Raw genomic sequence first — 13,687 nt, 5'->3', positions numbered from 1 at the left:
GAGCGGTCGATCCGTCAAGACCCGGCACCGCGCAAAGTTGGTTGACGGACCCCGCCGAAGGTTGCGGGGGTCGTCAGGAGAGGCCGCGGATGATCATCAGAAGAAGACCTGCGGAAAGCCGGAGGCGGGGCGCCGGACGGGCTGTTCGAGCCGACATGAACGGTCGGGCGCAGCCGGTTATTGCGCCTCGCCGAAGGTGCGGGCCACGGCTTCGAGATGTTTTTTCTCCTCGACGTCGCTGCGCGCGATGAGCGTGTAGAACATCGGCACCACGAACAGGGTGAAGAGGGTCCCGATCAGAAGGCCGGTGAAGATCACCACGCCCATGGCCTGCCGCGCCGCGGCGCCGGCACCCTCGGCGATGATCAGCGGCACCACCGCCAGCGCCATGGCTGCAGTCGTCATCAGGATCGGCCTGAGACGGGTCCGGGCGGCCGCGACGATGGCCTGCCGGCGCGTCGCCCCCCTGGCCTCGCGCTGCTGGTTGGCGAATTCGACCATCAGGATGCCGTGCTTGGTAATCAGGCCGATCAGGGTGATCAGCCCGACCTGGGTGTAGATGTTCAGCGTACTCAGCCCGAAGAACAGCGGCAGCATCGCACCGAAGATCGACAACGGCACCGACATCAGGATGATCAACGGATCGCGGAAGCTTTCGAACTGCGCGGCGAGCACCAGATAGATCACCACCAGCGCCGCGCCGAAGGCGAGGAGGATCGTGTTGCCTTCGGTCTTCTCCAGCCGCGACTGGCCGGAATAGTCGATGAAAAACCCGTCCGGCAGCACTTCGGCCGCGATGCGCTCCAGCTCGGCCAGGGCCACGCCGGTGGACAGGCCGATCATCGGCATGGCCGTCAGCGAGGCTGAGTTCAGCTGGTTGAACTGCTCGATCGAGGCGGCGGCGACCGTGGGCGTGATCGACACGACCGAGGACAGCGGGATCATCGCACCGGAGCGCGCCCGGACGAAGAACTCGCCCAGACGTTCGGGATTGTCGCGCCAGTCGCGCGGGACCTGGGTGATCACGTCGTAGCTGTTGGAGTCACGATCGAACTGCGCCACCGCGCCGCCGCCTACCAGAAGGCCCAGCGTCGAACCGATGTCGCTGACCGAAACGCCAAGCAGCGCGGCGCGGTCGCGGTCGATGGTGACGCGCACCTGCGGAGCGTCGAACGAGAGGCTGTTCTGCACCACGATGAACATGCCGGACTGCATCGCCTTGGCGCGGATTTCCTCGGCGATCTCGACCACCCGTTCCGGCGCGTGGATCGACTGGATCACCATGGCGATGGGCAGGCCGCCCCCGGCGCCGGGCAGCGAGGGCGGTGCGAAGACGAAGCTTTGCAGGCCGGGGGCCCCATCGAGGATTCCCTGGATTTCCTGCTGCACCTCGCTCTGGCTGCGGTCGCGCTGGTCCCAGTCCTTGAGCGCCCAGATGTAGAAGCCGGTATTCCCGGCCCCGCCCATCCCGGCGACGGAGAACGAGGTTTCGACCTCCTCGATGCCGGCGGTGCGGCGCCCGATCTCGCGCGTGAAGGCGTCGGTGTATTCCAGCGTGGCGTAGCGTGGCCCGTTCATGATGGCGAAGAGCGCGCCGCTGTCTTCTTCTGGCGCCAGTTCCGACGAGGTGTTCAGGAACATGAACCCCGTGACGCCGACCAGGACGGCTGCCATCAGCATCGTCACCGGCCTGTAGTCCAGCGAGGAGGAGACCCGGCGTTCGTACCAGTTGGACAGCCCGTTCAGCGTCCGGTCGACGATGCGCTGGAAGCGGCCCGGCTCGCCCGCGTGCAGGATGCGGGCGGACATGGTGGGGGTGATGGTCAGGGCGACCAGGCCGGAAATGACGACCGACCCGGCCAGCGTGAGGGCGAATTCGGTGAAGAGCGCACCGGTCAGACCGCCGGTGAAGGCGAGCGGCGCCAGCACGGCGGCGAGCGTGATGGTCATGGCGACGACCGGGCCGGTGATCTCCTTCATGCCGGTAATCGCCGCCTGGGCGGGGCGCATACCATCGTCGATGTGGCGGTGGATGTTCTCCACCACGACGATGGCGTCGTCGACCACCAGGCCGATGGCCAGCACCATGGCCAGAAGCGTCAGGAGATTGATCGAATAGCCGAAGGCCAGCATGACCGCGCAGACGCCGATCAGCGAGAGCGGAATGGTGACGATCGGCATGACCACGGAACGGAACGAGCCCAGGAAGAGCAGGATCACCACCATGACGATGATCACCGCCTCGGCGATGGTCTTGAAAACTTCGGTGATCGAGGCCGAGATCGTCTCGGTCGAGTCGTAGACCAGGTCGATGGTCATGCCCTGCGGCAGGGTCGTCGCCAGCGCGGGAATTGCCTCGTTCACGTTGGTGGCGACGTCAAGCTGGTTCTCGCCCGGGGCGGGGACGATGCCGATGAAGGTGCCGGGTTCGCCTGCGAAGGTCACGATGGCGTCGGTCGCACCCGAGGCAAGCTCGATCCGCGCCACGTCGCGCAGCCGCACCACGCCGTTCGGGCCCTGCACCAAAGGCAGCGCACCGAAGGAGTCGGGCGTCTGGATCGTGCTGTCCAGCGTAAGGGAATAGGCGAAATACTCGTTTTCGGTCTTGCCCGGCGCCGACAGGAAGTTCGACGACCGGATCGCCGCCAGCACCTCGGGCGCGGTCACGCCGCGCGAGGACAGTTTGAGCGGGTCGAGCCAGACGCGCATCGCGAACTTCTGCGCGCCCAGGATCTCCATCTGCGCGACGCCCTGGATGTTCGTCACCCGCGGCCGCACCACCCGTTCGAGGTATTCGTTCAGCTCTTCGGGCGACATGTTCGGGTTCTGCACCGCGAAATACATCAGCGCGAAAGTCATGCCGGTGCCCTTGACGATCACCGGGTCCTCGGTGTCCTGCGGCAACTGGCCGCGCACCTGCTGCACCTTGGACATCACTTCCGTCAGGGCGGTGTCGGGATCGGCGCCCAGCCGCATCTGCACGGTGACAACCGAGGCCGACTGCCGGGACTGGCTGGTGACATAGTCGACATCCTCGGTCGTCGAGACGGCAGCAGCGATGGGCGAGGTGACGAAACCCTGGATCAGGTCGGGGGCGGCGCCGGGGTAGACCGTCGTGATTGTGATCACGCTTTCCGACACCTCCGGGTATTGCCGCACCGGCAGGTTCAGGACCGAGGCCAGGCCAACGAACAGGATCAGTGCCGCCAGGACGGTGGACAGCACGGGTCGGCGGATGAAGATCTCCGAGAAATGCATCGGCCGCCCCTATTCGCCGACCGTCAGGTCAACGGACCCGTCGATCACGACCGCCGCGCCGTTCGACAGTCGGTTCTGCCCCGAGGTCACCACCTGATCCCCGGCCGACAGGCCCGAGACCACCTCGATCTGCGCGCCGTTGCGCCGTCCGGTCTTCACGAAGACCTGGTCGGCGGTCAGCGCGTCGCCCTCGCCCTTCTGCAGGACATAGGCATAGCTGCCGTAGAGGCTGCCCACGATGGCGGTCTGCGGCACGGCGATCACACCCTGCTCCACCGGCAGCGAGACGCGCACCCGCAGAAACTGGCCCGGCAGAACCTGCCCCGAGGGATTGCTGACCTCGGCCCGCACTCTGGCGAGGCGCGAATTGGGATCGACCTGCGGTTCGATCGCGATGATCCGGCCCTCGGCGCTGAAGGCGCCGACTTCGGTGGTGACGCCGACCGCGCGGTCCAGCGCGATAGAGGACAACTGCTGCTCGGGCACGGTGAAGTCGACATACATCTTCTGGAGGTCCTGGAGGGTGGCGTAGATCGTACCGGGCACGACATACTGACCCACCTCGACACGGGGAATGCCGACCACGCCGCCGAAGGGCGCGCGGGATTGCTTCGCCTCCAGCGTGGTTTGCAACTGCGCCAGTTGCGCCCGGGCGCTTTCCAGCTGCGCCTCGGCGCTTTCCAGGGTGTTCGTCGCGCCGACGCCACGCGCCGTCAGCGTTTGCGCCCGATCAGCCTCGGCCGTGGCAACGGCCAGTGCGGCCTCGCCTGCGGCAAGCCCGGCCCTTTCGGCCTTGTCGTCGATCTGGAGAAGGATCTGGCCCTCGGTCACGGTTGCGTTCGGCGCAAAGTCGATGCTGCGCACCAGGCCACTGGATTCGATCGCGAGATCCACGCCCCGCGCCGAGATTGCCGTGCCGACCGCCTCAAAACCGGGTTCCCAGTCGGCCGGTTCCACGGTCAGCGCGGTTACCGGAACCGGGGGTGGCACTGCCCCGGCCATGAACTGCGCGATCATGCCCTCGCGGAAGTACTTGAACCAGACGATACCGCCGGCAATCAGTCCAAGCAGCACGACAGCGATGATCAGGCGTTTGAGCATGGTGTCTCTTGTTTGTCAGAGTTGTCAGAGGATCGCCAGCAAGCCGGCGCAAAGCGCCCGGTCACAGTCCGGCGCTGACTCTTTGTGGGGACAGACGACGACAAGTTCAAGCCGGGTCATGGATTAAACTGTGACGCCGGGGCCTGGCCCGTGCCCTGTCTTTGATTCGGGCGGCGGCAGAACAAGCCGGTCCTCGAAGAGGCTTCACCAGGGATCAAGGGATCACGCGCTTCGACCGCATCCAGCGATGAACACCCATACCCCATTGCGCAATCGTCCCCTATCGGCCCTCGTCAGCCGCCGCGGCCAGGGTGATGGAAACCCCGGCTGCCGCGATGGAGGCGGCGATTCCGGGTGGGGGGGGCTGGTCTGAAATCAGATCGTGAAGGCCCTCGAAACCCGTGACGCGGACAAAACCGCGGCGCCCGAACTTCGAGGCGTCGGTCACCACCACGCGCCTTTCGCCGCAGGCCAGAACGGCGCGGGCGAACTCGGCCTCTTGCAGGTCGAAATCCATCACTCCGGTTTCATCGACCGCCCCGGCCGAGATGATCGCATGCTGCACGGTGAAGCCTTGAATGAAGTCCAGCGCGGTCGCCCCCAGGGCAGCGCCTGAATCGCTCCGCAATGCGCCCCCCGCCATGAAGATGCGGTTGCCGTTCACCGTGGCCAGAGTGCGGGCGATATCCAGCGAATTGGTCACCACTGTCAGGCGCCGACGGTCGAGCAGGGCGCGGGCAAGGAAGCTGGTGGTGGTGCCGGTGTCGAGCATCAAGCTATCGCCGTCGCCGATCCGTTCGGCCAGGGCGCGGGCGATAGCACCCTTGGCCGCCGCGTTCTCGCGCATGCGCCGTTCGAACGGCGCCTCGCCGATCTGGCCGGCCAGCCCCACGGCGCCATGCACCCGCACAGCCGCCCCCGCCTCGACCAGGGCACGGATCTCGCGGCGAACCGTCTCGGTCGAGACGCCAAGCTCTTGCGCCAGCGCACCCACCGTCAGCGCGCCGCGCGCCTCGAGCAGTTTCAGAATCGCGCCGTGGCGTCGGGTCAGCATCGGATGGCCATTCGTCCTGTGTGGGTATTCCTTCTAATGTTGACTGATTTTTGCAAAGATTACAAACAAACGGGCATCAAAACCACAAAATCCCCGAAATTCCGTTGACAGCCAGCCCCGCGGCGCGCGTAACTTGAGACATGACAGAAGGCGCGTCGGCACGGATAGCCGCCAAAGCGCCCGGCCTACTGCACTGGCCGCGTCCGCGGCATCGTCCAACAAGAGGGAGTTACCGATGCGACTTGTCCCGATCAGCCTGGCCGCCATGCTTGCCGCATCGGCGACCTTGGCACAGGAATCCACCGACCCGATCAAACTGACGCTGCACGACTGGACCGGCCAGCTCATCACCACCCAGATCATGGGAGAAGTGCTGAAGAAGGCAGGCTACAATGTCGAATATGTGCAGGCCGACTATCTCGCCCAGTTCGCGGGGTTGGAGACTGGCGACCTGCATGTCGCCATGGAAATCTGGGAAACCACCGGCCGCGAGGCGATGGACGCCGCAACCGCCACCGGCAATGTCGAGGTGCTGGGCCCCACCGGCATGCAGGCCAAGGAGGAATGGTGGTATCCCTCTTACATGAAGGAGAAATGCCCCGGGCTGCCCAACTGGGAAGCGCTGAAAGACCCGGCTTGCGCCGAGGCGTTCAGCACCGCCGAAACGGCGCCGAAGGGACGCTACCTGGGCGGCCCGGTCACCTGGGGCGGCTTTGACGAGGAGCGGATCGAGGCGCTCGACCTGCCGTTCGAGGTGATCCATGCCGGAACCGACGCGGCGCTTTTCGCCGAGCTGGAAAGCGCCTACCAGCGCCAGGCCCCGGTGCTGCTGTGGATCTACGCGCCGCACTGGGCGCCCGCGAAATACGAAGGAGAATGGGTCGAGTTCCCGACCTACACGCCCGAATGCTACACCGATCCGGCCTGGGGATCGAATCCCGACATGGCCTATGACTGCGGCAAGCCCTTCGGCGAGATCTGGAAGGTCGGCTGGTCGGGCCTGAAGGACAAGTGGCCGGGTGCCTACAAGGCGGTCGGCGCCTTTACCGTCGACAATGCCGAGATGGGCGCGATGATCACCGAGGTCGATCTGAACGGCAAGACCGTCGAGGCCGTGGTGGCCGACTGGATGGCCGCGAACGAGCCACGGTGGAGCGCCTGGATCGCCAAGTAGTCGGTCGCACCACAATCCCGGGCCGGGGGTGACCGGCCCGCCTTGTCAGCGGAATGCAATGACCACAGGCGAAGACACCCTGATCTGCCGCAATGTCTGGAAGGTATTCGGCAGCCGGGCGGCGGATCACATGGCCGCGCTCGGACCCGAACCAGACCCTGCGCGGCTGGCCGAACTGGGGCTGGTGTCGGCGGTGCGGGCGGTCGACCTGACGGTCCGGCGGGGCGAGATCTTCGTGATCATGGGTCTTTCCGGCTCGGGCAAGTCGACGCTGGTGCGCTGCCTGTCGCGGCTGATCGAGCCAACGGCGGGCGAGATCCTGTTCAACGGGCAGAACCTGCTTGCGGCCTCCGAGGCCGAGATGACGCAGATCCGGCGGCACAAGATGGGCATGGTCTTCCAGCATTTCGCGCTGCTGCCGCATATGACGGTGCTGGACAACGTGGCCTTCCCGCTGGAGGTGCAGGGCATCGCCCGGCCCGCGCGTGAGGCGAGGGCGCGCGAGATCATCGCCCTCGTCGGGCTCGCCGGGCGCGAAGGGGCCTTTCCGCGCCAGCTCTCCGGCGGCCAGCAGCAGCGCGTCGGCATCGCCCGCTCGCTGGCGGTAAAGCCGGAACTGTGGTTCCTCGACGAGCCCTTCTCGGCGCTGGACCCGCTGATCCGGCGCGAGTTGCAGGATGAATTCATCAGACTGCAATCGCGGCTGAAGAAGACCATCGTCTTCATCACCCATGATTTCGACGAGGCGATCCGCCTGGCCGACCGCATCGCCATCATGAAGGACGGCGGCGTCGAGCAATGCGGCACGCCCGAGGAGCTGGTGATGAACCCCGCCACCGATTACGTGCGCGAATTCACCCGCGCGGTGCCGAAGGCCAAGGTTGTCCGGCTGTCCTCACTGGTCGAGCCCGGCCCCCGGCCGGAAGGAATCGACTGCCTGCCCGCCCGCGCCACCGTGGCCGACGCGGGACCTGCCTTCCTTGGCGGCGCCGGTCGGGTCGGGGTCGAGCACGAGGGCAACTTCCTTGGCACCGTGGGCCGCGACGCGGTGGTGCGCCTTCTTCTCGGGGGCGGGATGTGACGGTCAGGACTGGCAAGCCCTTCGGCGGATGGCTGATCTGGACGCTGGCGCTGGCGATCGCGGCAGCGGTCTGGCTATGGGGCGAGGCGCTGGTGCCCTTCGCCTTCGACTATCCAAAGGGCTGGCGCATTCCTGCCGCGCGCTGGATCGGCAGTTTCGTGAACTGGCTGGTCAAGGATGCGGCCGTCGGTCCAGTGGCGTTTTCCGACCTCACTCGTTTCGTCGCGGCGGTGATCGACAAGCCCTATCAGCTGGCCCTCGCGCTGCTGGCCGATGGCTGGCAGGTGGCCGAAGGCGGCGCTGCGCGGCAGGTAGTGCCGCCGCTGGCCTGGCTGGCCGTGATCGGCATCGTCGCGCTGGCGGGCCTGTGGGCCGGCGGGCCGGGGCTCGCCGCGCTCATGGCCGCCGCCTTCGCCTTCGTCGCGGTCTTCGGCCAGTGGCACAGCGCCATGGTCACTCTGGCCTCGATCCTGGTCGCGGTGCCGGTGGGCGTGGCGGGCGGGCTGATGCTGGGGGTGCTGTCCTGGCGCCATCCCTGGTTCGAGAGCCTGCTGCGCCCGCTGCTGGACCTGATGCAGACCATGCCGGTCTTCGCCTATCTGGTGCCGATCCTGATCCTGTTCGGCTTCGGTCCCACCGCGGCGGTGGTGGCCACGCTGATCTATGCCATGCCGCCGATGACTCGCGTCACCACCCTGTCCCTGCAACGCCTGCCCGGCGAGACGCATGACCTGGCCCGCATGGTCGGCTGCACCCCGCGCCAGACCTTGTGGCGGGTGCTGGTCCCATCGGCGCGCGAACCGCTGATGGTGGGGGTGAACCAGGTGATCATGCTGTCGCTGAACATGGTGATCATCGCCTCGATGATCGGCGCGGGCGGCCTGGGCTTCGACGTGCTGACGGCGCTGAGGCGCCTTGACTTCGGCGCCGGGCTGGAGGCGGGCCTTGCCATCGTGGCGCTCGCCATTGCGCTGGACCGGCTGAGTCAGGCGGTGGCGCGGCGCGGCTACCGGGCGCCGCTGCCCGGCGGGATCGTCGCGCGCCACCCCTATCTGACGGCGGCGCTGGCATTGATCCTGCTGTGCTTCGTCCTGGGGCTGGCCCTGCCTGCGGTGCAGGGCTATCCCGAGGCGGCGCAGCTGTCGACCAGTGCCTTCTGGGCGGCGGCGGTCGAGTGGATCAACGTCACCTTCTTCGACACGCTGGAAGCGGTCAAGAACACCATCCTGTTGTGGATTCTGGTGCCGGTGAAGCGCTTCCTGGTCGGGATGCCCTGGGCCGTGGCCGTAGCCTTGCTGGGCCTTGCGGGATGGCGGTTGGGCGGCTGGCGTCTGGCGGTTCTGGTGGCGGGTCTGTCGTTCCTGATCGCGGCCACCGGCCAGTGGGAGAAGGCGATGATCACTGTCTATCTCTGCGGTATCTCGACCCTGATCGCACTGGCGATCGGCATTCCGCTCGGGATCGCCGTGGCCGGGCGCGAGCGGGCATGGATGGTGACGCGCACGGTGATCGACACGCTGCAGACCCTGCCCTCGTTCGTCTATCTCATGCCGGTGGTCATGCTGTTCCGGGTGGGCGATTTCACCGCGATGATCGCGGTGGTCGCCTATGCGGTGGTGGCGGTGATCCGCTATACCGTGCTGGGCCTGCAAGGCGTGGACCCGCGCCTGATCGAGGCGGGCCGGGCCATGGGCTGCACGGACTGGCAGCTCCTGACCCGCATCCGCCTGCGGCTGGCGTTGCCCGAGATCCTGCTGGGCCTGAACCAGACCATCATGTTCGCACTGTCGATGCTGGTGATCACCGCGCTGGTCGGCACCCGCGACCTTGGTCAGGACGTCTATATCGCGTTGACCAAGGCCAATCCGGGCAATGGTCTGGTGGCGGGGCTGGCCATCGCCTTCATCGCGATCATCGCCGACCGGCTGCTGGCCGCCGCTGCGCGTGCGCAGCGCCAGCGGCTGGGGCTGGAGGCGGCATGAGCGCGCCCGCCCATGTCCTTGCCCTGCCCTGCTGGTCCGGCCCGGTGTCGGCCGAACCGCTGGAGGGCGGGCTGTCGAACGAAAGCTGGAAGGTCTCGGATGCGGCGGGCGTGCATGTGGTGCGCTTCGGCCGCGACTTTCCCTTCCACCATGTCGACCGCGCGCGCGAGGTGATGACCGCCCGCGCCGCCCATGCCGCAGGCTTCGGCCCGGCGGTGGAATATGCCGCCGAAGGGGTCACGGTCGTGGCCTTCGTCCCCTCGCGCACCTGGGAGGCAACCGATCTGCGGGCTGCGCCGGATCGGGTCGGACGTTTCCTGCGCGCCTTCCATGACGCGATGCCCGACCAGGTCAGCGGGGCGGGTTTCATCTTCTGGCCGTTCCACGTGATCCGCGACTATGCCCGCACCATCGCCGCAGGCAACAGCCCCTTCGCCCCGGAACTGGAGGGCTTCCTTGCCCTGTCCCGCCGGCTGGAAGCCGTGCAGGTGCCGTTGCCGATCGTCTTCGGCCACCATGATCTCCTGCCCGCGAATTTCCTCGACGACGGGCGAAAGCTCTGGTTGATCGACTATGAATATGCAGGGTTCGGGACCGCGATGTTCGATCTTGCCGGCGCGGCCTCGAACGCCGGGATGGACGGCGGGGAGACCGCCGCCCTGCTGCAGGCCTATCTCGGCCATGCTCCCGGCCCGGATTTCCTCCGCGCCTTCGATGCCATGCAATGCGCCAGCCTCTTGCGTGAGGCGATGTGGGCCATGGTGTCGGACCTGCACCTTGCCGCGCCGGGCGCGGACTACCGCGCCTATGCGCGCGAGAACCTGGACCGCCTGGCCGCAGCCCTTTCCGACTTCACCCAGAAATACGGGGCACCCTGAACATGACCTTGCCTTCCCATGCCCAGATCATCGTCATCGGGGGCGGCATCATCGGCTGCTCGACCGCCTATCACCTCGCCCGCGACCACAAGGCCGACGTGCTGCTTCTGGAACAGGGCCGGATCACTTCGGGGTCGACCTGGCACGCGGCGGGGCTGGTGGGGCAGCTCAGGTCCTCGGCCTCGATCACCCGGGTGCTGAAATATTCCGTCGAGCTTTACAAGGGCCTTGCCGCCGAAACCGGCCTTGATACCGGCTGGAAGATGACCGGCTGCCTGCGTCTGGCCACCACGCCCGACCGCTGGACCGAGTTCAGGCGGCTTGCCACGACCGCGAAAAGCTTCGGGATGGAGATGGACCTGATCGGCCCGGACGAGGTGAAGCGGATGTGGCCGCTGATGGAGACCTCCGATCTGATCGGCGCCTCCTGGCTGCCGACCGATGGCCAGGCCAGCCCCTCGGACATTACCCAAAGTCTCGCAAAAGGCGCGCGGATGCATGGCGCGCGGATCGAGGAGGGCATTGCCGTCACCGGCTTCCGGATGGACGGGCGCCGGATCACCCATGTCGAGACGAGTCAGGGGATGATTGCTTGTGAAAAGGTGGTGAACTGCGGCGGCATGTGGGCGCGGCAGATCGGCGCGATGGCAGGGGTCGCAGTGCCGCTGCACCCGGTGAAGCACCAGTATATCGTGACCGAGAAGATCCCCGGCCTCGCCCCCGACGCCGCCACCCTGCGCGACCCCGACCGGCGGACCTATTTCAAGGAAGAGGTCGGCGGGCTGGTGATGGGCGGCTATGAGCCGAACCCGCAGGGCTGGGTCACGGGCGACATCCCGGAAAACTGGGAATTCCGGCTCTTCGACGACGATTACGATCATTTCGGCCAGCATCTCGAACAGGCCATCGCCCGCGTACCCGCGCTTGCCGAGGTGGGCGTCAAGCAGATGATCAACGGCGCGGAAAGCTTCACGCCGGATGGCAACTTCATCCTTGGCCCCGCCCCGGAATGCGCGAACATGTATGTGGGCGCGGGCTTCAACGCCTTCGGCATCGCCAGTGGCGGCGGCGCGGGCTGGGTGCTGGCCGACTGGGTCATGCGGGGCGAGGCGCCGCTCGACCTCTGGGCCGTCGACATCCGCCGCTTCTCCGGCCTGCACCGCGACCGTGACTGGGTGGCGGAACGCACACTGGAAGCCTATGGCAAGCACTATACCGTCGCCTTCCCGCATGAGGAGTATACCTCGGGCCGCCCCCGCATCGTCTCGCCGCTCTATGACCGGCTGAAGTCCAAGGGCGCGGTCTTCGGTTCGAAACTCGGCTGGGAGCGCCCGAACTGGTTCGCCCCGGCCGGGATGGAGCCGAAGGACGTCTATTCCATGGGCCGGCAGAACTGGTTCGACGCGGTGGGTGGGGAACACCTCCACGTCCGCGCCCATGCCGGGCTGTTCGACCAATCCTCCTTCGCCAAGTACGAGCTGTCCGGCCCAAAGGCCGCCGAAGCGCTGGAGGCGATCTGCGCCAACCGCGTCGCGCGGGACGTGGGGCGGCTGACCTATACCCAGCTCCTCAACTCGCGCGGCGGGATCGAGGCCGATCTGACCGTCGCCCGCCTCGCCGAGGACCGCTTCTACATCGTCACCGGCACCGGCTTTCGCACGCATGACTTCGGCTGGATTGCCGATCATCTGCCCGCCACCGGCGTCAGCTTCCACGATGTGACCGAGGATTGGGGCACCCTCTCGCTCATGGGCCCAAAGGCGCGGGACATCCTGACGAAGGTAACGACCGATGCGGTCTCGAACACCGCCCTGCCCTTCGGTTCGGCGCGGGAGATCACCATCGCGGGCGTCCCCACCCGCGCCTTGCGGGTGACCTATGTGGGCGAGCTGGGCTGGGAGTTGCATGTCCCGATCGCGGCGCTGGCGACCGTCTACGACGCGCTGATGGCCGCCGACCCGGACCTGCGACCCACCGGCTACCGCGCGCTGGAATCGCTGCGGCTGGAGAAGGGCTACCGCGCCTGGTCCTCGGACATCACGCCGAACGATACGCCCTTCGAGGCGGGTCTCGGCTGGGCGGTGAAGCTGAAATCGGACCTCCCGTTCCTGGGCCGCGCGGCGCTGGAAGACCGGCAGGGCAAACCGCTGCCCAAGCTTTTCGCGGGCTTCACCGTGACGGCCCCCGAGGCCGTCCTGGTCGGGCGCGAGACGATCCTGCGCGACGGGACGCCGGTGGGCTATCTCACCTCGGGCGGCTACGGCTATACTATCAAGAAAAGCATCGGCTACGGCTATGTCCGCAATGCGGGCGGTGTCACCGAGCACTGGCTGAGGGCAGGAGGCTACAGTCTGGTCATCGCCGGAGAGGAAACCCCGGCCGAACTGACGCTGGGGCCACCATACGACCCGACAGGCGCACAGATCAGGGCCTGAGTCCGGAATTGTCGGACGATGCGCGGAGCTCACGGCTCGCCTCCCCAAGCGCATCCGCCTTGGAACGGTTCGCGAGGCGCGATGGTTGGGCAGCGGCGATGACCGGTGCCATCATGCTGCGGTCTGCCGCCTCGCCCGTTGTCCCTCCCCCTTCGTCGGCAGACTGGTGAGCGTCACGGCTGCGCGCCAAAACAGGGATGGGTTCCCTTAGTTCACCACTCTCAGCCTGACCGGTTGCCCTTCGGCGGCGGCAACTTGAAGTCTGAGAGCGCGGACGCGTCTTTCGTGTTCCTGGAATGCAATCTCGGAACTCTGCCCTGCGCGAACCGAGGCGATGGACTTCAGGAAATCCTTGTAGATCTGGGTCTTGAGGATATCGATCTCGTGGAGTGGCGTTTGCATCTTGAACGAGCCTCTGGAGCGTGATCCCCAGTCCTTTGTCGCCAAAGATGGCGAAATCGGGGCGTTGAACCGCCCGGAAAAATGCCGCAGACCCGCTGCCCTACGCCCCTGATCTGGCCTGTCGATCAACCTGTCGGGCACAAGAGATGCGTGTTCGGGCCCAATCCGGGTCCGCCAGATCAAACCTGTCTGGGGACGATGCACGAAGCGGAGGCTTCGAAGCGCTTTCGGGCCAGCGGTCGAACACCACCTTGATCGCCATCGGAGGCGACTGGACGCGAACAGTCAACGCCTTGAGAACATATGAAAATGCGCGTTTCGC

Annotated in this window: 8 protein-coding genes; 5 read left to right on the top strand and 3 right to left on the bottom strand. The window is 66.6% G+C overall.

Going from position 1 to position 13,687, the window contains the following annotated elements:
• Positions 1-177: 177 nt before the first annotated feature.
• The 3 genes from JNJ68_RS09900 to JNJ68_RS09890 all read right to left on the bottom strand — a co-directional run bounded on the left by JNJ68_RS09900 (position 178) and on the right by JNJ68_RS09890 (position 5,413).
• Positions 178-3,258, bottom strand: a complete 3,081-nt coding sequence (locus JNJ68_RS09900) for an efflux RND transporter permease subunit (protein ID WP_294981983.1) — start codon at positions 3,256-3,258, stop codon at positions 178-180.
• A 9-nt stretch (positions 3,259-3,267) separates the two neighbouring features.
• Positions 3,268-4,359 carry an efflux RND transporter periplasmic adaptor subunit gene (locus JNJ68_RS09895; RefSeq protein WP_294981981.1) on the bottom strand — a complete coding sequence of 364 codons (1,092 nt, stop codon included), beginning with the start codon at positions 4,357-4,359 and terminating at the stop codon, positions 3,268-3,270.
• 280 nt (positions 4,360-4,639) lie between these two features.
• Entirely contained in the window at positions 4,640-5,413 is a 774-nt protein-coding gene (locus JNJ68_RS09890; protein ID WP_294981979.1) for a DeoR/GlpR family DNA-binding transcription regulator, read from the bottom strand.
• A gap of 235 nt (positions 5,414-5,648) precedes the next feature.
• Here JNJ68_RS09890 and JNJ68_RS09885 point away from each other — a divergent pair, with 235 nt between their 5' ends.
• From JNJ68_RS09885 to JNJ68_RS09865, 5 genes are read left to right on the top strand one after another with little or no spacing between them, the layout of a single operon-like run.
• Complete coding sequence (locus tag JNJ68_RS09885) at positions 5,649-6,587, top strand: ABC transporter substrate-binding protein (RefSeq protein ID WP_294981977.1); 939 nt, start codon at positions 5,649-5,651, stop codon at positions 6,585-6,587.
• 58 nt (positions 6,588-6,645) lie between these two features.
• Positions 6,646-7,668, top strand: a complete 1,023-nt coding sequence (locus JNJ68_RS09880) for a betaine/proline/choline family ABC transporter ATP-binding protein (RefSeq protein ID WP_294981975.1) — start codon at positions 6,646-6,648, stop codon at positions 7,666-7,668.
• Positions 7,665-9,650, top strand: a complete 1,986-nt coding sequence (locus JNJ68_RS09875) for an ABC transporter permease subunit (RefSeq protein ID WP_294981973.1) — start codon at positions 7,665-7,667, stop codon at positions 9,648-9,650. Before JNJ68_RS09880 ends, JNJ68_RS09875 begins: the two co-directional genes overlap by 4 nt.
• Positions 9,647-10,528 (top strand): choline/ethanolamine kinase family protein, encoded by an 882-nt coding sequence (locus tag JNJ68_RS09870; protein ID WP_294981971.1) that lies wholly within the window; start codon positions 9,647-9,649, stop codon positions 10,526-10,528. The genes JNJ68_RS09875 and JNJ68_RS09870 overlap by 4 nt, the downstream gene beginning before the upstream one ends.
• Before the next feature lie 2 nt (positions 10,529-10,530).
• Positions 10,531-12,963, top strand: coding sequence for an FAD-dependent oxidoreductase (locus tag JNJ68_RS09865; RefSeq protein WP_294981969.1), 2,433 nt, complete (start codon positions 10,531-10,533; stop codon positions 12,961-12,963).
• Positions 12,964-13,687 lie beyond the last annotated feature (724 nt).

Origin of the sequence: Tabrizicola sp. (assembly GCF_016793705.1) — a bacterium.
Lineage (GTDB): Bacteria > Pseudomonadota > Alphaproteobacteria > Rhodobacterales > Rhodobacteraceae > Tabrizicola.
Note: the sequence above shows the minus strand (reverse complement) of the source record. Positions and strands in the feature narration are given on the sequence as shown.